This window comes from Stenotrophomonas sp. Steno-C17, from assembly GCF_056393165.1.
In genome coordinates this window covers 234,737-255,482 of the sequence record NZ_JBWJPD010000001.1, presented here as the reverse complement: position 1 = coordinate 255,482, position 20,746 = coordinate 234,737, and the positions used below count along the sequence as shown (strand labels likewise).

The following is a 20,746-nucleotide window of genomic DNA, read 5'->3' as shown; positions in this document are numbered from 1 at the left end:
CCATGGACATCCGCCCCATCCTCAGCACCCTGCGCCGGCACAAGACCGCTGCCGCCCTGATCGTGCTGGAAGTCGCCCTGACCTGCGCCATCGTCTGCAATGCGCTGTTCCTGGTCAGCCAGCGCGTGGAAAAGATCAGCATGCCCAGCGGCATCGCCGAAAACGAACTGGTGATGGTCCGCGTCAGCGGCATCGGCAAGCAGACCAATGGCCAGACCCGCACCCGCGAAGACCTGGCTGCCCTGCGCGCCATTCCCGGCGTTACCAGCGCCACCATCATCAACCAGGTGCCGTTCCGCGGCGGCTCGTCCAGCAGCAGCATCCAGCGCCAGCAGGACCAGGAACAGCCGACCACCGAAGCATCGATGTACACGATGTCCGAAGATGGCATCCGCACGATGGGCATCAACGTGATCGCCGGGCGTGACTTCCAGCCCGACGAATACCGGGACTACGAAGTGGTCAGCAAGGCCGGTTCGCAGGACAAGGCGATCCCGGTGATCTTCACCCAGGCCACCGCCGCGAAGATGGAGCCCAATGGCAATGCGCTGGGCAAGACCTACTACATGGGCAAGCAGCCGCTGCATGTGATCGGCATCGTCGACACCCTCGCCACGCCCACCGGCTGGGCCAACAACTGGTCCGAATCGATGCTGCTGCCGCTGCGCCGCGGCTTCGACGAAGGCGGCACCTACATGCTGCGCACCGCACCGGAACGCCGCGACGAAGTGCTGAAGGCTGCGGTGGCTGCGCTGGAACGCAACGACCCCAACCGCCTGATGCGCGAAAAAATGACCTATGAAGAGCAGCGCCAGAAGTACTTCAGCAACGACCGCGCCATGGTCGGCCTGCTGGTGACGGTGTGCGTGGCGCTGCTGGTGGTCACGGCCCTGGGCATCGTCGGCCTGGCCAGCTTCTGGGTGCAGCAGCGCAGCAAGCAGATCGGCATCCGCCGTGCCCTGGGCGCCACCCGCGGGCAGATCCTGCGCTACTTCCAGACCGAGAACTTCCTGCTGGCCACCCTGGGCATCGTGCTGGGCATGCTGGCCGCCTACGCCATCAACCTGGCCCTGATGAACATGTACGAGCTGCCGCGCATGCCGCTGCTGTACCTGCCGCTGGGCGCGCTGCTGCTGTGGGTGCTGGGCCAGATCGCAGTGTTCGGGCCGGCCCGGCGCGCCGCTGCGGTGCCCCCCGCCGTGGCCACCCGCGGGGCCTGAGACGTACCCCCGCGGCCCTGCGCGGCCACGGGTTTGGCTATGCTTGATGGGTAGCGCCGGTCATGGCTCTCCCGGCGCTGCCCATCCCTTCTCCAGAATGCGTCCATGCCTGCGATCCTGATCATCGACGACAACGCCAGCGTCGCCACCGCGTTGGACGTGCTGTTTTCCCTGCATGACATCGACACGCTGCAGGCGCAGAGCCCGTCAGAAGGGCTGGCCCTGCTGGAATCGCAGCCGGTGGACCTGGTCATCCAGGACATGAATTTCACCGAGGACACCACCTCCGGTGAGGAAGGCGAAGCGCTGTTTGCACAGATCCGCGCGCGCCACCCCGATCTGCCGGTCATCCTGCTGACCGCCTGGACCCACCTGAGCAGTGCGGTGGACCTGGTCAAGGCCGGTGCGGCCGACTACCTGGCCAAGCCGTGGGACGACCGCAAGCTGCTGACCACGGTGAACAACCTGTTGGAGCTGTCCGAGGCGCGCCGCGAACTGGACCAGCGCCGCGCGCGCGAACAGCGCCAGCGCAGCGCCCTGGAAGCGAAGTACGATCTCTGCGGCGCGGTGGTCGCCGATCCGGCCAGCGAACGTGTCATCACCCTGGCCTGCCAGGTCGCACGCTCGGAACTGCCGGTGCTGATCACCGGCCCCAATGGCGCCGGCAAAGAGAAGATCGCGCAGATCATCCAGGCCAACTCGCTGGTGGCCAAGGGCCCGTTCGTGGCGGTGAACTGCGGCGCACTGCCGTCGGAATTGATCGAGGCCGAACTGTTCGGCGCCGAAGCCGGGGCCTACACCGGTGCCAACAAGGCACGCGAGGGCAAGTTCGAAGCGGCCGACGGCGGCACGCTGTTCCTGGATGAGATCGGCAACCTGTCCCTGGGCGGGCAGATGAAACTGTTGCGGGTGCTGGAAACCGGCCGCTTCGAACGGCTGGGTTCCAACCGCGAGCGGCAGGTCAAGGTGCGCGTGGTCAGCGCGACCAATGCGGACCTGCCGGCGATGATCCGCGAGGGCAGCTTCCGCGAGGATCTCTACTACCGTTTGAATACCGTCGAGCTGGCGCTGCCGCCGCTGGCCGAGCGGCCCGGCGACATCGTGCCGCTGGCCGAGCGTTTCCTGACCGCCGGCAAGCCACTGTCCAGCGCTGCCGCTGCGGCCCTGCAGCGCCATCCGTGGCCGGGCAATGTGCGCGAACTGCGCAACGTCATCCAGCGTGCCGAACTGCTGGCCAGCGGCCCACGCATCGAAGTGGCCGATCTGAACCTGCCCCGCGCGCCGGCCGCCACGCGCCCGGCACCGAGCACCGGCAATGATCCCGATCGCGCACGCATCGAGGAGGTGCTGTCGCGCAACCACGGCGTGATCGCGCAGGCCGCCGCCGAACTGGGTCTGAGCCGGCAGGCGTTGTACCGCCGCATGGACCGCCACGGCATTCCGCGCGAATGAAGCGGCGCTCGTTCACCTTCCGCCTGTTCCTGCGCCTGCTGCCGGTGCTGGCACTGGCTGCGGCGCTGCCGTGGCTGCTGGCCTACTGGCTGGACCACGGCTGGGTGATCACCCTGGTGTCGACGGTACTGCTGCTGGCGCTGATGTGGTGGGCGCTGCGGCGTGCCACCGCTCCGGTGCGGTCACTGATGCGGGCGCTGGCCGGGACCACCAGCAGCTACCGCGATGGTGAGTACAACTTCAGCGTGCACTGGCCGGGCAACGACGAATTGGGCGATCTGGTGCAGGCCCACCGCGAACTGGGCAATGTGCTGCGCGAACAGCGCCAGGGCCTGGTGCAGCGCGAACTGCTGCTGGACACCATGGTGCAGAACACACCGGTGGCGATGCTGCTGATTGCCGCGGGCGGCGATGGCATTGCACGCGTGGTGTTTTCCAACCTGGCCGCACGCAAGCTGCTGCACGGTGGCTGGAAGCTGGAGGGCCAGCGGCTGCAGGATGTGCTGGAACAGATGCCGGTGGAACTGCGCGATGCCATCGAGCGCGGCGGCGACAGTCTGTTCGCGGTGCGCCCCGAGGTGGAAGACGGTGCCGAAGTGGATGAGGACGACGAGCAGGTCTATCACCTGTCGCGGCGCGCATTCCATCTGAACGGTCGCCCGCACGATCTGCTGCTGGTGCGCCTGCTGACCGCCGAACTGCGCCGACAGGAAGTGCAGACCTGGAAGAAAGTGATCCGGGTGATCAGCCACGAATTGAACAACTCGCTGGCGCCGATCGCCTCGCTGGCCCATTCCGGCGGCGAACTGGTCAAGCGCGAGCGCTTCGACCGCCTGCCCGAGATCTTCAGCACCATCGAAGACCGCGCGCGCCATCTGGAAGGCTTCATCCGCGGCTACGCGCGCTTTGCCAAGCTGCCGCAGCCACAGCTGCAGACCGTGCACTGGGCTCCGTTCCTGTCCAGCCTGTGCCAGCAGATTCCATTCACCATGGAACACCCGCCCAGCGAAGACCTGAGCAGCCGCATCGATATCGCGCAGTTCGGCCAGGCGCTGTTGAACCTGTTGAAGAACGCGCATGAAGCCTGCGCCGAGGCCGAGCCGCCCAATGACGATGTGCAGGTGCAGCTGACCCGGCTGCCGCAGTGGCTGCGGCTGGACGTGCTGGACCGCGGCAAGGGCATGAACGAGCAGGTGCTGCAGAACGCGCTGATGCCGTTCTATTCCACCAAGCGCAACGGCACCGGGCTCGGCCTGGCGCTGACCCGCGAGATCGTGGAAGCGCATGGCGGGCGGGTGTCGCTGCAGAACCGCGGTGAAGGCGGCTTGTGCGTGTCGATCCTGCTGCCGGTGGGTTGATCGGCGGAGCGTATCCACGCGTGGCGTGGATGGGCCGACCAAGGTCGGCCGCTAAAGCACGCGACGCATCGCGACCCGCAGATGCATCGGAAACGCCAACGCAGCCTCTTCGGCCATCACGGCCTGCAGGCCGACGCCCCATTCCGTTTCCGGCACCGTGACGAATCCTTCGCTGGCGTAGAAGGCCGCGTTCCACGGCACATCGCTCAACGTGGTCAGCACAGCTGCCGCGTAGCCGTCGGCCCTGGCCATCGCCAGCGCGTGGCGCAACAGCGCACGTCCATGGCCCCGACGCGCGTGCGCGGGATCCACATCCATCTGCAGCACATGGAACTCACCTGCCAGTTCACCGGCCAGCAGGTAACCGGCGATTCCACCGTCGGCCGCATCCACCACCCACAGCTGCCGGCGCTGCAGACCTTCGTGCAGCGCAGGCAGATCCAGGCCATGCCCGGCAAACACCTGGTAGGCGTCATGGCCCTTCAGCAGCTCGCCGGCGCGCTGTTCGATGCCTGGCAGCACGCCGAGCTCATCGGCGTGCGGCACACGTGGCTCAGGATTTCTTGATCGGGCGCTTCCAGCCATCGATGGTTTCCTGTCGTGCGCGCGCCAGGGTCAGCTTGCCATCGGGTGCGGTGCGGGTGATGACCGAACCTGCCGCAATGGTGGCGCCCTCGCCGATCAGCACCGGCGCCACCAGCGCACTGTTGGACCCGATGAAGGCGTTGTCGCCGATGGTCGTGGTCGACTTGTTCACCCCATCGTAGTTGCAGGTGATGGTGCCGGCACCGATGTTCACCTTGCTGCCGATCACCGCATCGCCCAGGTAGGTCAGGTGGTTGGCCTTGCTGCCCACGCCCAGGGTGACTTTCTTGGTTTCCACGAAGTTGCCCACGTGCACGCCATCGGCCAGCACCGTGCCCGGGCGCAGGCGCGCGAATGGCCCGATCTGTGCGGCGCCTTCGGTGACCACGCCTTCCAGATCGCAGTGCGCGCGCACTTCGGTGCCCGGCCCCAGCTTCACGTCCTTCAAGCGGGTGAACGGACCAATGCTTACGCCATCGGCCAGCACTACGGTGCCCTCCAGAATCACGTCCACGTCAATCTGCACGTCGCTGCCCACCGTCACCTGGCCACGCACGTCCACGCGCGCCGGGTCGAGCACGCGTGCGCCCTGGGTGCACAGGGCGCGCACCGCACGACGCTGCCACGCGCGTTCCAGCTGCGACAGCTGCCAGGGATCGTTGGCGCCTTCGGCTTCCTGGGCGTCGGCCACCAGGGCCATCTCCGCCGGGGTGTACTCATGCGCGGCGAAGGCGAACACATCGGTCAGGTAGTACTCGCCCTGCGCGTTGCGGTTCGACAGCTGCGACAGCCAGCGCCGCAGCGCGGTCGATTCGGCGGTGATGATGCCGGTGTTGATGATGCGGATGCGGCGCTGTTCTTCGTCCGCATCCTTCTGTTCGACGATGGCGCCGACCTTGCCCTCTGCATCGCGCAGGATGCGGCCGTAGCCGGTGGGGTCGTCCATCTCGGCCACCAGCACTGCCAGGCGGCCGGGCTGCGCCAGCAGATCACGCAGGGTCTGCGCGCGGATCAGTGGCACATCGCCGTACAGCACCAGCACCTGCGCGGCATCGGGCACCTCGGGCATGGCCTGGGCCACGGCGTGGCCGGTGCCCAGCTGCTGCGCCTGTTCGGCCCAGAGCAGATCCGGCTGGTCGGCGAAGCGCTGGCGCACGGCTTCGCCGCCATGACCGTAGACCACGTGGATCGCCGCTGGCTGCAGTTCGCGCGCGGTGGCGATCACATGCGCCAGCATCGGCTGCCCGGCGATCGGCTGCAGCACCTTGGGCAGCACCGACTTCATGCGCTTGCCGGCGCCGGCGGCCAGAATGATCACGTGCAGGGGTTGGGTCATGGGCGGCTATCCGTAGGTCGTTGCCGACGATTCTAGAACGCAGGCCGTTAACATGGGCATCCATTGCCGCACCGGTCCGCCATGAGCCTGTTCCGCCAGGGACGTTCCTACCTTGTTGTCGGCCTGGCCCAGCTGCTGCTGGACTGGCTGCTGTTCGTCGCCTGCACGGCGGCGGGCATGCCGGTAGTGCCGGCCAACGTGGCCGGGCGCGTGGGCGGCATGCTGCTGGGGTTCTGGCTCAACGGCCGCTACACGTTCGTCGATGGCCAGGGCCGCCAGCGGCTGGGCTGGCGGCGGTTCGCACGCTTCCTGCCGCTGTGGCTGCTGCTGACCGCGGCCAGTTCGTTGCTGGTGGCCGCCGCCGACCATGCGCTGGGCCTGCAGTACGCGTGGCTGGCCAAGCCGCTGGTGGAAGGCGGGCTGGCGTGCGTATCGTTCGTGTTGATGCGGTATGTGGTATACCGCTGAAGGTTGAAACCCCGACCGGGTGTGGGGGACGGGGTAGAGTCGACCGTTGGTCGACTGCTCTTCCGGGATGCCGCTGAAAACCCGCGCTGCGCGCGATAGTCGACCAACGGTCGACTCTACCCCGTCGGCGCCATGGAAAAACCTACCCGGTAGAGTCGACCGTTGGTCGACTGCTCTTCCGGGATGCCACAAACAAAAACGCCGGCACTGGGCCGGCGTTTTCGTGGGTGCTGCGGATGAACCTCAGTGCTTCAGGTTCTTGCGCAGACGTTCCAGGGCCTGCAGCTGGACCACGGCTTCGGCCAGCTTCTGCTGGGCTTCGGCCACTTCCATCGCTTCACCACGGTTGGCCAGGATGCGCTCGGCTTCTTCCTTGGCCTTGCGGACCGAGGCTTCGTCGATGTCCTGGGCGCGGATGGCGGTGTCAGCCAGCACGGTCACTACCTGCGGCTGCACTTCCAGGATGCCGCCAGAAATGGCGAAATCCAGCTGCTCGCCGTTCGGCGTGGTGACCACGACCTTGCCGGGCTTGAGTCGGGTGATCAGCGGGGCGTGCTTGGGCGCAATGCCCAGCTCGCCCAGCTCACCGGTCGCCACGACCAGGGTCGCTTCGCCACGGAAGATTTCCTGTTCAGCGCTGACGATGTCGCAACGAATGGTGCTCATGATCAGGCCTTCTCAGCCATCTTCTTGGCCTTCTCGACCGCTTCTTCAATGCCGCCGACCATGTAGAACGCCTGCTCCGGCAGGTGGTCGTACTCGCCATCGACGATGGCCTTGAAGCCACGGATGGTGTCCTTCAGCGGCACGTACTTGCCCGGCGAACCGGTGAACACTTCGGCCACGTGGAACGGCTGGCTGAAGAAGCGCTCGATCTTGCGGGCGCGCGACACGGCCTGCTTGTCTTCTTCGGACAGTTCGTCCATGCCCAGGATGGCGATGATGTCCTTCAGTTCCTTGTACTTCTGCAGGGTCTGCTGGACGCGCTGGGCGGTGTCGTAGTGCTCGTGGCCGATGACCAGCGGGTCCATCTGGCGGCTGGTGGAATCCAGCGGATCGACGGCCGGGTAGATACCCAGCGAGGCGATCGAACGCGACAGGGTGACGGTCGAGTCCAGGTGGGCGAAGGTGGTCGCCGGCGACGGGTCGGTCAGGTCATCCGCGGGAACGTAGACGGCCTGGATCGAGGTGATCGAACCGTTCTTGGTCGAGGTGATGCGTTCCTGCAGAACGCCCATTTCCTCGGCCAGGGTCGGCTGGTAACCCACGGCGGACGGCATACGACCCAGCAGTGCCGACACTTCGGTACCGGCCAGGGTGTAGCGGTAGATGTTGTCGACGAACAGCAGGACGTCCTTACCCTTGCCGTTTTCGTCCTTCTCGTCGCGGAAGTACTCGGCCATGGTCAGGCCGGTCAGGGCGACGCGCAGACGGTTGCCCGGCGGCTCGTTCATCTGGCCGTACACCATCGCCACCTTGTCCAGGACGTTGGAGTCCTTCATTTCGTGGTAGAAGTCGTTGCCCTCACGGGTACGCTCACCCACGCCGGCGAACACGGACAGACCGCTGTGCGCCTTGGCGATGTTGTTGATCAGTTCCATCATGTTGACGGTCTTGCCGACGCCGGCGCCGCCGAACAGGCCGACCTTGCCGCCCTTGGCGAACGGGCACATCAGGTCGATGACCTTGATGCCGGTTTCCAGCAGTTCGGTGGCCGGGCTCTGGTCTTCGTACGACGGGGCCGCACGGTGGATTTCCCAGCTGTCGCTGGCGGCCACCGGGCCGGCTTCGTCGATCGGACGGCCCAGCACGTCCATGATGCGGCCCAGGGTGCCAGCGCCGACCGGCACGGAGATGCCGCGGTCGGTGTTGACGGCCACCAGGTTGCGCTTCAGGCCGTCGGTGGAACCGAGGGCGATGGTACGCACCACGCCGTCGCCCAGCTGCTGCTGGACTTCGAGGGTGATTTCGGTGTTTTCAACCTTCAGTGCGTCGTACACCTTCGGCACCGACTCACGCGGGAATTCGACGTCGACGACCGCGCCGATGATCTGAACGATCTTGCCCTGACTCATTGCTGCATCCTCTAATGTGTGCTTTGAACGAACGCGGTCAGACTGCTGCCGCGCCGCCGACGATTTCGGAGATTTCCTGGGTGATCGCTGCCTGGCGCGCCTTGTTGTAGACGAGCTGCAGGGTACCGATCAGCTTGTTGGCGTTGTCGCTCGCCGCCTTCATCGCGACCATGCGTGCGGCATGTTCGGAGGCGACGTTTTCCAGCAGTGCCTGGTACACCAGCGATTCGATGTAACGCGTCATCACGTGCTCGAGCACGGTCGCGGCATCGGGTTCGTACAGGTAGTCCCAGTCATGGTGGGCGACCTGCTTTTCAGCCGGCGGCAGCGGCAGCAGCTGATCGAAGCTGGCCTTCTGCACCATGGTGTTCACGAAGCGGTTGTAGACCAGGTACACGCGGTCGACCTTGCCTTCGGTGAAGGCGTCGAGCATGACCTTGATCACACCGATCAGCGATTCCAGCTTCGGCACGTCGCCGATGTGGGTCACGCTGCCGACCATGTTGACCTTCACGCGGCGGAAGAAGGTCGATGCCTTCTGGCCGATGGTCACCAGGTCCACTTCAGCACCCTTGTCCTGCCATGCCTTGGCTTCGCCCAGCATCTTGCGGAACAGGTTGTTGTTCAGGCCGCCGGCCAGACCGCGATCGGAGGAGATCACGATGAACCCGACCCGCTTGACCTGCTCACGCTCGACCAGGAACGGATGCTGGTAATCGGTGCTGGCCTGGGCCAGGTGGCCGATCACCTGCTTCATCGCCTGCGCGTACGGACGCGAGGTCTTCATCCGATCCTGCGCCTTGCGGATCTTGGAGGCCGAGACCATTTCCAGGGCGCGCGTCACCTTGCGGGTGTTCTGCACGCTCTTGATCTTGGTTTTGATTTCGCGTCCGCTTGCCATCTCTTGTTTCCCGTGGCGCGGGGCTGTTGCCCCGCGTTGTTCAACCGTTTGTCATCTGGTCCAGCGGAGCATGGCTCCGCTCTACAGGACCGCGATTACCAGCTGCCGGTGGTCTTGAACTCGGCGATGCCCTTCTTGAAGGCACCTTCGATGTCGTTGTCCCAACCGCCGGTGGCGTTGACCTTGCTGACGAGCTCGCCCTGGGTGTTGGCGAAGTGGGCGTGCAGGCCTTCTTCGAACGCCAGCAGCTTGTTGACCGGCACGTCGTCCAGGTAGCCCTCGTTGACGGCGTAGATCGACAGCGCCTGGTTGGCGATGGACATCGGCGCGTACTGCTTCTGCTTCATCAGCTCGGTAACGCGCTGACCGCGCTCCAGCTGCTTGCGGGTCGCTTCGTCCAGGTCCGAGGCGAACTGCGCGAACGCAGCCAGCTCACGGTACTGGGCCAGCGAGATACGGATGCCGCCCGACAGCTTCTTGATGATCTTGGTCTGGGCCGAGCCACCGACGCGCGACACCGAGATACCGGCGTTCACGGCCGGGCGGATGCCGGCATTGAACAGGTCGGTTTCCAGGAAGATCTGGCCGTCGGTGATCGAGATCACGTTGGTCGGAACGAAGGCGGACACGTCGCCGGCCTGGGTTTCGATGATCGGCAGCGCGGTCAGCGAACCGGTCTTGCCGGTGACCTTGCCTTCGGTGAACTTCTCGACGTATTCCTCGGACACGCGGGCAGCGCGTTCCAGCAGGCGCGAGTGCAGGTAGAACACGTCACCCGGGTAGGCTTCACGGCCCGGCGGGCGCTTCAGCAGCAGCGAGATCTGGCGGTAGGCCACGGCCTGCTTGGACAGATCGTCGTACACGATCAGCGCGTCTTCGCCGCGGTCCATGAAGTACTCACCCATGGTGCAGCCCGAGTAGGCGCTGATGTACTGCATGGCAGCCGATTCGGAAGCGGTAGCGGCCACCACGATGGTGTGGGCCAGCGCGCCGTTCTCTTCCAGCTTGCGCACGATGTTGGCGATGGTCGAAGCCTTCTGGCCGATCGCAACGTACACGCACTTGATGCCGGTGCCCTTCTGGTTGATCACCGCATCGATGGCCATGGCGGTCTTGCCGGTCTGGCGGTCACCGATGATCAGCTCGCGCTGGCCACGGCCGATCGGGATCATCGAGTCGACCGACTTGTAACCGGTCTGCACCGGCTGGTCGACCGACTTGCGCCAGATCACGCCCGGAGCAACGCGCTCCACCGGGGCGGTGACGTCGGTGCCCAGCGGGCCCTTGCCGTCGATCGGTTCGCCCAGGGCGTTCACCACGCGGCCCAGCAGTTCCGGACCGACCGGCACTTCCAGGATGCGACCGGTGGTCTTGGCGACGTCGCCTTCGCGCAGGTGCTCGTAGTCACCCAGGACCACGGCGCCGACCGAGTCGCGCTCCAGGTTCAGGGCCAGGGCGAAGGTGTTGTTCGGCAGTTCGATCATTTCGCCCTGCATCACGTCGGCCAGACCGAAGATGCGCACGATGCCGTCGGACACGCTGGTCACGGTGCCTTCGTTGCGCGATTCCGCGGCCAGCTTGACCTTCTCGATGCGGTTCTTGATCAGTTCGCTGATTTCGGAGGGGTTGAGCGTGGTTGCCATCGTCAAGTCCTAGTGCCGGCAGCGGGGCCGGACGTTAAATGAATTCAGTTAGCGAGCGCGGTCTGCAGACGGGCCAGCTTGCCCTTCAGCGAACCATCGATGACCACGTCGCCGGCATCGATCACGGCGCCGCCGATCAGCGAGGCATCCACCGCGGTGGTCACATCGACCTCGCGGTTGAAGCGCTTGCGCAGCGCGACCTTGATCGCGTCCAGCTCGCCGGCCGACAGTTCGGCGGCCGAGGTCACGGTGGCCTTGACCACGTGTTCGGCTTCGGCGCGCAGGGCGTCGTACATGCCGGCGATTTCCGGCAGCAGCGGCAGACGATGCGATTCGGCCAGGATGGCCAGGAAACGCGAGTAGCTTTCGCCGTGGTTCACCGGCGCCAGCAGGGCGACGGCGTCGTCACGACCCAGCTCCGGGTTGGCGAGCAGGGCCGCCACGCGCGGGTCGGCGGCGACGTGGGCGGAGAACGCGAGGGCGTCCGACCACGGCGCGAACGTGCCTTCGTCGCGCGCGGTCGCGAAGGCGGCGCGGGCGTACGGGCGGGCAAGCGTGAGGGCCTGGCTCATCCTTAGATCTCCGAGGCCAGCTCGTCGAGCAGCGCCTTGTGGGCGTTGGCGTCGATTTCGCGCTTGAGCAGCTTTTCGGCACCGGTCACGGCCAGCGCGGACACCTGCTTGCGCAGATCTTCACGGGCACGGTTGGCGGCGGCGTCGATTTCAGCCTGGGCCAGTTCCTTCTGACGGGTGGCTTCGGTGATCGCTTCGGTACGGGCAGCGTCGACGATCTGGTTGGCGCGCGCGTGGGCCTGGTCGATGATCTCGTTGGCCTTGGTGCGTGCGTCCTTCAGTGCTTCGTTGACCTTTTCCTGCGCCTGGGCCAGATCTTTCTGGCTGCGGTCGGCAGCGGCGAGGCCTTCAGCAATCTTCTGCTGGCGCTCTTCGATCGCGTTCATCAGCGGCGGCCAGATCTTGGTCGCGATGATCCAGATCAGACCAGCGAAGGCGAGCGCCTGCGCAAGAAGGGTGAAATTGATATTCATGGTTAGCTCGATCGCTGGTTTCGGGGTGGATGCGCCGCCGGAGCGGCGCACCCGGACCTTCATCCGAAACCGGGTGCATCAGCACCCGGTCGTCTCAAACCGCTGTATCAGCCGGCCAGAGCCTTGGTGACGGCGCCAGCGAAGGCGGCCGACAGCGGGTTGGCGAAGGCCAGCAGCAGGCCGACGGCGACCGAGATGATGAACGCGGCGTCGATCAGGCCGGCGGTGATGAACATGCGGACCTGCAGGACCGGGATCAGTTCCGGCTGGCGGGCGGCCGACTCCAGGAACTTACCAGCCATGATGGCCAGACCCAGACCGGCGCCCAGCGCGGCCAGGCCGATCATGATGCCGACGGCAAGGGCGGTGGAGCTCTGAATCTGCGCGAAGTTGGTCAGGACGGCGAAGTACATGGTTATCTCCAGGAACTAAGTTGCTAAGGGTGATGAAACGGATGAAGGTTGAAACGCGTTGAAGCTTGGAACTTTAGTGAGCGTCTTCCGACAGGCTCAGGTACACGATCGACAGCATCATGAAGATGAAGGCCTGCAGCGGGATCACCAGCAGGTGGAACAGCATCCAGCCGAGGCCGAACGCACCACCGGCAATGGCACCGAAGAAACCGGCACCACCCAGCACCCAGATCAGCAGGAACACGATTTCGCCGCCGAACATGTTGCCGAACAGTCGCATCGCCAGCGAGATCGGCTTGCTCAGCCACTCGACGATGTTCAGGATCAGGTTGAACGGCATCATCCACTTGCCGAACGGCGCCGTCAGGAATTCCTTGATGAAACCCAGCAGGCCCTTCGACTTCAGGGCGAAGAACAGCATCAGGAAGAACACGCTGAAGGCCATGCCCAGGGTGGCGTTGACGTCAGCGGTCGGCACCGGCTTCCAGGAGTGGATACCGGCCATTTCCAGCGGCTTGGCGATGAAATCGGCCGGGATCATCTTCAGCAGATTCATCAGCAGAATCCAGAAGAAGATGGTGATGGCGATCGGCGTGACCAGCTTGCTCTTGCCGTGGTAGGTGTCCTTGGCCTGGCGGTCGACGAACTCCAGGCAGATTTCCACGAACGCCTGCCACTTGCCCGGCACGCCGGCGGTGGCCTTGCGGGTGCCCAGCCAGAACGCCACCACGATCACCAGGCCCATCAGGACGGCAGTGAGAATGGTGTCGACGTGGATGTGCCAGAACATCCCTTCGCCGTTACCGACCGGGGCGGTCAGGTTCTGCAGGTGATGCTGGATGTAGCTGGTAGGGGTTAGAGCCTCGCCCGCCATGTGTCCGGAACCTTCGTTAATTGAATTTTTGTCAACGCCTGGCCATGGCCAGGACCTGGAACATCAAACCGACGGCGATACCGGCCAGCAGCGCCAATGCAGGCAGCTTGAAGACCAGGAACCCCACCAGCAGGACGCCGAAAACCACGACCCACTTGGCGACGATCGCGACAATCAGCCGCGCCATCGCCGAACCCGCTGCCACCGCCCCACCACTGAGCGCCATCCGTGCCGCCACCCAGCCACCGGCCGAGATCGCCACCCCGGACGCCAGCGCGCCAAGGGCATACTTCGGCCCTACCAGAAGGAAGGCCAGAGCCAGCACAGCGACTGCAGCCAGCGGGTAGACCGCGGCGCGCAGCATCAGTCGCCGACCCGCTTCAACGGAGTTCAGCACAGGACGTCCCACGTGGTTACAAGTGAATGGCTGAGGCTGCTGAAACAGGGGGTGCCTCATCGAGCCGCCAAATTATAGCAATGGGACAATTTGCGAGACAACCGCTGCCTGTTCATCCCGGAAGCCGCAAGTTGCGGGAACGGCAGGTTTTTTAGGGCCCAGCAGGGGGACAATGGCGTCCGCCGCATGCTGCAGCGCAGCGTATTGAACTTTGGTCGCACGGCCGGGAACTTTCCCACACGCCTGCAGTCTGACCTTTCGACCTGCCTGCTGCACTTCCTCGTCGATGCTCCGCCCTGCAGGTCCCAGGATGGCCCCGAAGCGCGCTCCGGGGCCATCTTCTTTGCAACGTCATGACTGCGCTGAACCGTCCACGCAACGTGGACCATACGTTCACGTAGGGTGGACGCGCGCGTCCGGCACAGTGGCCTTCATCCCGAATGAACCACCGCAAGGACTCTCTGATGCGCTCCGTACCCACCCTGCTCGCCCTGTCGCTGCTCGCCGCCGGCGCTTCCTTCGCTTCGTCCGCCCACGCTGCCGAAGGCGATGACCGTTTCGCCCTGCGCCTGGGTGCGATGAACATCGATTCGGACAACACGCTGCGTGGCCAGACCAACGTGGCCGGCCAGGACATCGGTTTTTCCGAGGATTTCAAGCTGGGCGGCAAGGAATGGGAACCGCGCGTTGACGGTATGTTCCGCATCAGCAACCGCCAGCGCCTGCTGTTCAACTACTTCAAGTACGACAAGGACCGCCGCGAAACGCTGGGCCAGGACATCACTTTCGGTGATGTGAACGTGCCGGCCGACAGCTTCGTCAAGGCCGAGCTGAAGTACCAGGTGGCCAGCCTGGTGTACGACTACTCGGTGGTGGACACCGAGACCTTCGACCTCGGCCTGCAGCTGGGTGCCGAGTATGCCAAGGTCAGCACCAAGGGTTACGCCGATCTGGGCACGCTGTATGAAGGCCAGTTCCTGGACGAGAAGACCGACGGCGTGGCCCCGGTGGTCGGTGCGCGCCTGAGCTTCACCCCGTCGGAGAAGTGGATGATCACCGTGCAGGGCCAGTACCTGAACACCCGCTGGGGCAGCTTCGACGACTACAAGGGCGACCTGAGCCGCGCCAACGCCATTGTCGATTACCGCTTCACCGATAACTTCGGCATCTTCGCCGGCTACGACTGGTTCAAGCTGGACGCCGACAAGAAGGGCAGCGACGGCACCATCGGCCTGAAGCAGGAATTCAAGGGCCCGGTGGCCGGCATCAGCGTCAGCTTCTAAGCGTTACCGTTCTCTCTCTCCAACGCGGCGCCTGGGCAACCAGGCGCCGCGTTTTTTGTGTTTACGCGCAGGGTTGGCGGGTCGAACACGTGGCTGATGGTGTGTCGGGCGCTGGCTGTGGAGGGCGCTGCGTGCGAATGTCCCCCGGCGCCGGCCTGCGGCCGTCCCCTCCTCCTTTAATTCGCACGCAGCGCCCTCCACAGCCGCGTGCCAGGCATCGCCTCTGCCACAGGAAGAAACAGGGGCACTGTCTTTGCCCGCCGAAAGCCCAGCCGCGTTGCGGGTGGCAGGCATTCCGGCAAATTCAAGGAGGAGGCTGGCGCCGCCAGGCGTCAGCCGGGGGACATTTGCCGGAATGCCTGCCACCCGCGGCGCGGCCCCGACCCTCGCCACAGTGGCAATCGAAGCCCCACGCAATCTTCAGGCAACAAAAAACCCGGCTTTCGCCGGGTTTTCTGTTTACAGCGCGCGGGCGCCTTACTTCTTCTTCGGCATGTACAGATCGGTGATGGTGCCGTCGTAGATTTCCGAGGCCATCGCCACCGATTCGCTCAGCGTCGGGTGCGCATGGATGGTGTGGCCGATGTCTTCGGCTTCGGCACCCATTTCAATGGCCAGGCCGATTTCGGCCAGCAGGTCACCGGCATGCACGCCGACGATGGCACCACCGATGATGCGGTGGGTCTCTTCGTCGAAGATCAGCTTGGTGAAGCCTTCGGTACGACCGATGCCGATCGCGCGGCCGCTGGCGGCCCACGGGAACTTGGCCACGCCCACCTTCAGGCCCTTGGCCTTGGCTTCGGTCTCGGTCACGCCCACCCAGGCGATTTCCGGGTTGGTGTAGGCCACCGACGGAATCACCCGGGCGACCCATTCCTTCTTGTGGCCGGCCGCCACTTCGGCCGCCAGCTTGCCTTCATGCGTGGCCTTGTGGGCCAGCATCGGGTTGCCGACGATATCGCCGATGGCAAAGATGTGCGGCACGTTGGTGCGCATCTGCCGGTCGACCGGAATGAAGCCGCGGTCGGTGACCTGCACGCCGGCCTTTTCGGCATCGATCTTCTTGCCGTTCGGCGAGCGGCCCACGGCCACCAGCACGCGGTCGAAGGTGCCCTGCGCCAACGCCGGCGCCTGGCCTTCCTCGGCGGCCTCGAAGGTGACCGTGATGCCCTTGGCATCGGCGGTGACGCCCGACGCCTTGGTCTTCAGGTGCACTTCAATGCCCTGCTTCTTCAGGCGGTCGGCCAGCGGCTTGACCAGGTCCTTGTCGGCACCCGGCATCAGCTGGTCCATGAACTCGACCACGGTGACCTTGCTGCCCAGCGCGCCATACACGGTGGCCATTTCCAGGCCGATGATGCCGCCGCCGACGACCAGCAGCGAACCCGGCACTTCGGCCAGCTCCAGCGCGTCGGTGGAATCCATCACGCGCTTGTCGTCCCACGGGAAGTTCGGCAGCTTCACCGCCTGCGAACCGGCGGCGATGATGCACTTCTGGAAGCGCAGCAGCTGGGTGCTGCCGTCAGCTGCAGTGATTTCCAGCTCGTTGGCGGAAACAAACTTGCCCACGCCCTGCACGCTGCGGACCTTGCGCTGCTTGGCCATGCCGGCCAGGCCCTTGGTCAGCTGGTTGACGACCTTTTCCTTGTACTGGCGCAGCTTGTCCAGGGTGATGGTCGGCTTGCCGAACTCGACGCCGAAATCACCGGCATGGGCCACTTCGTCGATGACCGCCGCGGCGTGCAGCAGGGCCTTGGACGGAATGCAGCCCACGTTGAGGCAGACGCCGCCGAGGCTGGCGTAGCGCTCGACCAGCACCGTATCCAGGCCCACGTCGGCGGCGCGGAAGGCGGCGGTGTAGCCGCCCGGGCCCGAGCCCAGCACGACCATTTCGCATTCGATGTCGGCCGGCTTGCCGCTGGACAGCGCCGGCTTCGGCACGGCCGGCTCGGCCGGGGCGCGGTGCGACGGGGTGACCGGCGGCTTGCTGGCCGGGGCGGCCGCTGCCGGGGCCGGCGCGGCGGCCTTGGCCGGGGCTTCGGCGGCGCCTTCAGCGTCCAGCAGCACGACCACGGCGCCCTCGGAGAGCGTGTCGCCCAGCTTGACCTTGATTTCCTTCACCACGCCGGCGGCCGACGACGGCACTTCCAGGGTGGCCTTGTCCGATTCCAGGGTCACCAGGCCCTGGTCCTTCTTCACCGTGTCGCCGACGGCGACCAACACTTCGATCACCGGCACATCGCTGTAATCGCCGATGTCGGGAACCTTGACTTCAATCGTGGCCATGGTGGTTTTCCTCGTGCCCGGCCGGGGGTGCCGGCGGGCTGTCACTGCATCTGTTCACGCGGCCGCGCCAGGGGCAGCGGCCGCACGGTGGGGGCGAAGCGGTGCCTTACAGCAGCACGCGGCGCATGTCGGCCAGTACCTGCGACAGGTACGTGGTGAAGCGTGCGGCCAGGGCGCCATCGATGACGCGGTGGTCGTAGCTCAGCGACAGCGGCAGCATCAGCTTCGGTGCGAATTCCTTGCCATTCCAGACCGGCTGGATGGAGGACTTGGACACGCCCAGGATGGCCACTTCCGGTGCATTGACGATCGGGGTGAACGCGGTGCCACCGATGCCGCCCAGCGAGCTGATCGAGAAGCAGCCGCCGCTCATGTCGGCCGGGCCCAGCTTGCCGTCGCGCGCCTTCTTGGCCAGTTCGCCGGTTTCCTGGGCGATCTGCACCACACCCTTCTTGTCCACGTCGCGGATGACCGGCACGACCAGGCCGTTCGGCGTATCGGCAGCGAAACCGATGTGGAAGTACTTCTTCAGGGTCAGGTTTTCACCGCTGGCATCGAGCGAGGCGTTGAATTCCGGGAACTTCTTCAGCGCCGCGGCACTGGCCTTGATCAGGAAGGCGAGCATGGTCAGCTTGATGCCGGCCTTCTCGTTTTCCTTGTTCAGCGCCACGCGCAGGCCTTCCAGATCGGTGATGTCGGCCTGTTCGAACTGGGTGACGTGCGGGATCATGGCCCAGTTGCGGGCCAGGTTCGCGCCGGAGATCTTCTTGATGCGCGACAGCGGCTGCACTTCGGTTTCGCCGAACTTGCTGAAGTCGACCTTCGGCCACGGCAGCAGGTTCAGGCCACCACCGGCAGCAGCGGCGGCACCGCCGGCAGCCGGCACGCCACCACTGAGCGCGGCCTTGACGAACTTCTGCACGTCACCCTTGGTGATGCGGCCGCCCTTTTCGGTGCCGCTGATCTGCAGCAGGTCCACGCCCAGTTCGCGAGCGAACACGCGAACGGCCGGGGTGGCATAGGGCACCTTGGCCGGCAGCACGCCATCGGCGTTGAACTGCACCGGCGGGCTGGACGGCGCGCCTGCGGACGGGGCGGCGGCAGCCGGCGCCGGGGCGCTGACCTGGGCCGGGGCCGGTGCGGCGGCCGGCGCGGCAGCCACCGGCGCCGGGGCAGCAGCGGCCGGAGCGGCAGCGCCCTCGGCCTCGATGATGGCGACCACGGCGCCCTGCGACAGGGTATCGCCGACCTTGACCTTCAGCGCCTTGACCACGCCAGCGACCGAGGACGGCACTTCCATGGTGGCCTTGTCGCTTTCCAGCGTGACCAGACCCTGATCCTTCTTCACCGTGTCGCCCACGGCGACCAGCACTTCAATGACCGGGATGTCGGTGTAATCGCCGATGTCCGGCACCAGGGCTTCAACCGCACCGCCACTGGCGGCCGGGGCGGCCGGGGCAGCAGCGGCCGGGGCCGGCGCGCTCTGGGTGGCGGCGGCCGGGGCAGCGGCCTTGGCCGGGGCGGCAGCGGCGGGCTTGGCGGCCTCGCCTTCGGCCACTTCGATCAGCGCCACGACCTTGCCCTCGGACAGGTTGTCGCCGACCTTGACCTTGATTTCCTTGACCACACCGGCGACCGAGGACGGCACTTCCATGGTGGCCTTGTCGCTTTCCAGCGTAACCAGGCCCTGGTCCTTCTTGACCGTATCGCCGACGGCGACAAGCACCTCGATTACCGGGATATCGCTGTAGTCACCGATATCGGGGACAAGTGCTTCCTTGATTTCGGCCATGGGGATAACTCCGGCAATCTGGTGTAGGGAAACGTCTATTGTGCGGCCAGCGGGGGCCAGCGCCAACCGTTACAGGTGTTTTCAGTACGCACGCCACCGGGACACGCTGTTGCCACGGGCCTGCGCGGCCTTCCAGTCGGTAGCGTATTGTCCCGATGATGTCCGCTTCATGTCGCCAGCGCATCGGCCACCGGCTGCCAGGCCTGGCGCAGGCGGGGCAAGGACCAGGCGGCATTGGCCGGGCTGGTGGAGGGCAAGGCCAGCACCGGCGGCGGCGCCGCCAGCTGTGGCAGCACCCAGCGCCGGAAGGCCTGCGCGGCGGCGGCACCGTTGCAGCCGATCAGCACCAGCGACGGCAGGCCCGCGATCAAGGCGGGCAGCGCATTGGGCACTTCGCTGCCACGCACGATGTCCGCATCCAGGCTGCCGCGCCGCTGGCACTGCCCGATCACGTCCCACACCCCCACCCGCGCAGCGGCCAGCGCGTGCAGTCGCTGCGCGTACGGCAGGTCCGCATCGAAACCGCACAGCGCGCCCAGCAGCGGCCAGAAACGATTGCGCGGGTGCGCGTAGTACTGCTGTTCCTGCAGTGATGCCACGCCCGGCATCGAACCCAGCAACAGCACGCGACAGTCGGTGTTCACCTGCGCGGCAAGACCGATGCAGAGGTGCTCGACACTCACATCTTCTGCAACAGCATGAACATTACGACGCATCAAAAACCCCTTTGAAACAGCACTTTCGCGCTGCTCGCTGAACAAGGAAAACCATTTTTTAACGCGCGTCGGATTCGATTCATGTTGGGGCGACTACGGTGTGCTCGCCCCGCAACCGGGGGCTTAAAACAAGAAATATCAGGAGATTCCCCCATGCGCTCCATCCGTATTCTGAGCCTCGCCCTGCTGACCTCCGCCGCCTTTGCGCCGGCCGCATTCGCCCAGGACAGCAGCAGCACCGACACCGCCTCGGGCAAGCATTTTGCCGTGGTTGGCGGCGTGACGCTGCTGCAGCCGAAGAACGATCCGATTGAAGGCGTGAAGAAGGTCGATGGTGGCCCGGCGCCGACCGTCAGCTTCAGCTACTACGTCAACGACAACTGGGCCGTTGAACTGTGGGGCGCCGCCGACAAGTTCGACCACCGCGTGAAGGGTCCGGGCGACGCCCGCCTGGGCAGCGTCGAGCAGCAGCCGGTCGCGCTGAGCGGCCAGTACCACTTCGGCCAGGCCGACAACGTGTTCCGTCCGTTCGTGGGCGTGGGCTACTTCCAGTCGGCCTTCAGCAATGAATCGCTGTCCGATGGCAGCACCTCGGACATCCGCCTGAAGGATGCCAAGGGCGTGATCGGTACCGTCGGCGTGGACATGAACATCAACTCCACCTGGTTCGCCCGTGCTGACGCGCGCTACATGCGCTCGCGCCCGGACGTGAAGATCGATGGCGTGAAGGTGGGTGAAGCCAAGATCGACCCGTGGACCGTGGGCGTCGGTATCGGTGCCCGCTTCTAAGCGCGTACCCGCTTCACTGCAGTAACACGACGGGCCCTGCGGGCCCGTCGTCGTTTCCGTCACCACGGAATTGACTGGTAGAGTCGACTGTCAGTCGACTGCCCTGTTCGGTA

The 20,746-nt window shown here is 65.5% G+C and carries 20 protein-coding genes; 6 read left to right on the top strand and 14 right to left on the bottom strand.

What is annotated here, in order from left to right:
• Positions 1-2 precede the first annotated feature (2 nt).
• From AC06FA_RS01145 to AC06FA_RS01135, 3 genes are all read left to right on the top strand, one after another.
• Positions 3-1,220, top strand: coding sequence for an ABC transporter permease (locus tag AC06FA_RS01145; protein ID WP_478066752.1), 1,218 nt, complete (start codon positions 3-5; stop codon positions 1,218-1,220).
• 105 nt (positions 1,221-1,325) lie between these two features.
• Positions 1,326-2,672, top strand: coding sequence for a sigma-54-dependent transcriptional regulator (locus AC06FA_RS01140; protein ID WP_478066751.1), 1,347 nt, complete (start codon positions 1,326-1,328; stop codon positions 2,670-2,672).
• Positions 2,669-4,030, top strand: a complete 1,362-nt coding sequence (locus AC06FA_RS01135; protein WP_478066750.1) for a sensor histidine kinase — start codon at positions 2,669-2,671, stop codon at positions 4,028-4,030. Before AC06FA_RS01140 ends, AC06FA_RS01135 begins: the two co-directional genes overlap by 4 nt.
• Before the next feature lie 51 nt (positions 4,031-4,081).
• On the opposite strand, the gene AC06FA_RS01130 is transcribed toward AC06FA_RS01135, so the two are convergent.
• Positions 4,082-4,615 (bottom strand): GNAT family N-acetyltransferase, encoded by a 534-nt coding sequence (locus tag AC06FA_RS01130; protein WP_478066749.1) that lies wholly within the window; start codon positions 4,613-4,615, stop codon positions 4,082-4,084.
• On the bottom strand, positions 4,584-5,951 hold the full coding sequence (gene glmU, locus AC06FA_RS01125; RefSeq protein WP_478066748.1) for a bifunctional UDP-N-acetylglucosamine diphosphorylase/glucosamine-1-phosphate N-acetyltransferase GlmU: 1,368 nt from the start codon (positions 5,949-5,951) through the stop codon (positions 4,584-4,586). Before glmU ends, AC06FA_RS01130 begins: the two co-directional genes overlap by 32 nt.
• Before the next feature lie 81 nt (positions 5,952-6,032).
• On the opposite strand from glmU, the gene AC06FA_RS01120 reads away from it, so the two are divergent.
• Positions 6,033-6,419 (top strand): GtrA family protein, encoded by a 387-nt coding sequence (locus tag AC06FA_RS01120; protein WP_478066747.1) that lies wholly within the window; start codon positions 6,033-6,035, stop codon positions 6,417-6,419.
• Positions 6,420-6,662: 243 nt separating this feature from the next.
• Here AC06FA_RS01120 and AC06FA_RS01115 read toward each other — a convergent pair whose 3' ends face one another.
• The 9 genes from AC06FA_RS01115 to AC06FA_RS01075 all read right to left on the bottom strand — a co-directional run bounded on the left by AC06FA_RS01115 (position 6,663) and on the right by AC06FA_RS01075 (position 13,734).
• On the bottom strand, positions 6,663-7,085 hold the full coding sequence (locus AC06FA_RS01115) for a F0F1 ATP synthase subunit epsilon (protein WP_005419509.1): 423 nt from the start codon (positions 7,083-7,085) through the stop codon (positions 6,663-6,665).
• 2 nt (positions 7,086-7,087) lie between these two features.
• On the bottom strand, positions 7,088-8,494 hold the full coding sequence (gene atpD / locus AC06FA_RS01110; RefSeq protein ID WP_308157449.1) for a F0F1 ATP synthase subunit beta: 1,407 nt from the start codon (positions 8,492-8,494) through the stop codon (positions 7,088-7,090).
• A 37-nt stretch (positions 8,495-8,531) separates the two neighbouring features.
• Positions 8,532-9,395, bottom strand: a complete 864-nt coding sequence (atpG, locus tag AC06FA_RS01105) for a F0F1 ATP synthase subunit gamma (RefSeq protein WP_010481324.1) — start codon at positions 9,393-9,395, stop codon at positions 8,532-8,534.
• 95 nt (positions 9,396-9,490) lie between these two features.
• Positions 9,491-11,038 carry a F0F1 ATP synthase subunit alpha gene (atpA, locus tag AC06FA_RS01100; RefSeq protein ID WP_108750368.1) on the bottom strand — a complete coding sequence of 516 codons (1,548 nt, stop codon included), beginning with the start codon at positions 11,036-11,038 and terminating at the stop codon, positions 9,491-9,493.
• A gap of 44 nt (positions 11,039-11,082) precedes the next feature.
• Complete coding sequence (locus tag AC06FA_RS01095; protein WP_108750367.1) at positions 11,083-11,610, bottom strand: F0F1 ATP synthase subunit delta; 528 nt, start codon at positions 11,608-11,610, stop codon at positions 11,083-11,085.
• Between the two features lie 2 nt (positions 11,611-11,612).
• Positions 11,613-12,083, bottom strand: coding sequence for a F0F1 ATP synthase subunit B (locus AC06FA_RS01090; protein ID WP_108750366.1), 471 nt, complete (start codon positions 12,081-12,083; stop codon positions 11,613-11,615).
• Between the two features lie 107 nt (positions 12,084-12,190).
• On the bottom strand, positions 12,191-12,496 hold the full coding sequence (gene atpE, locus AC06FA_RS01085; protein WP_005411133.1) for a F0F1 ATP synthase subunit C: 306 nt from the start codon (positions 12,494-12,496) through the stop codon (positions 12,191-12,193).
• A gap of 73 nt (positions 12,497-12,569) precedes the next feature.
• Positions 12,570-13,370, bottom strand: a complete 801-nt coding sequence (gene atpB / locus AC06FA_RS01080; RefSeq protein ID WP_478066746.1) for a F0F1 ATP synthase subunit A — start codon at positions 13,368-13,370, stop codon at positions 12,570-12,572.
• Positions 13,371-13,401: 31 nt separating this feature from the next.
• Positions 13,402-13,734, bottom strand: coding sequence for a hypothetical protein (locus AC06FA_RS01075; RefSeq protein ID WP_057496518.1), 333 nt, complete (start codon positions 13,732-13,734; stop codon positions 13,402-13,404).
• A gap of 497 nt (positions 13,735-14,231) precedes the next feature.
• On the opposite strand from AC06FA_RS01075, the gene AC06FA_RS01070 reads away from it, so the two are divergent.
• On the top strand, positions 14,232-15,050 hold the full coding sequence (locus AC06FA_RS01070) for a hypothetical protein (RefSeq protein WP_478066745.1): 819 nt from the start codon (positions 14,232-14,234) through the stop codon (positions 15,048-15,050).
• 477 nt (positions 15,051-15,527) lie between these two features.
• Here AC06FA_RS01070 and lpdA read toward each other — a convergent pair whose 3' ends face one another.
• The 3 genes from lpdA to AC06FA_RS01055 form a co-directional block, all read right to left on the bottom strand.
• Positions 15,528-17,336: a dihydrolipoyl dehydrogenase gene (gene lpdA, locus AC06FA_RS01065; RefSeq protein ID WP_478066743.1), complete on the bottom strand. Its 1,809-nt coding sequence runs from the start codon at positions 17,334-17,336 to the stop codon at positions 15,528-15,530.
• Positions 17,337-17,442: 106 nt separating this feature from the next.
• A complete protein-coding gene (aceF, locus tag AC06FA_RS01060) occupies positions 17,443-19,128 on the bottom strand; it encodes a dihydrolipoyllysine-residue acetyltransferase (RefSeq protein WP_478066742.1) in 1,686 nt (561 codons plus the stop codon).
• Positions 19,129-19,295: 167 nt separating this feature from the next.
• Entirely contained in the window at positions 19,296-19,844 is a 549-nt protein-coding gene (locus tag AC06FA_RS01055; protein WP_478066741.1) for a DNA-deoxyinosine glycosylase, read from the bottom strand.
• 153 nt (positions 19,845-19,997) lie between these two features.
• On the opposite strand from AC06FA_RS01055, the gene AC06FA_RS01050 reads away from it, so the two are divergent.
• Entirely contained in the window at positions 19,998-20,633 is a 636-nt protein-coding gene (locus tag AC06FA_RS01050; protein ID WP_478066740.1) for an OmpW/AlkL family protein, read from the top strand.
• Positions 20,634-20,746 lie beyond the last annotated feature (113 nt).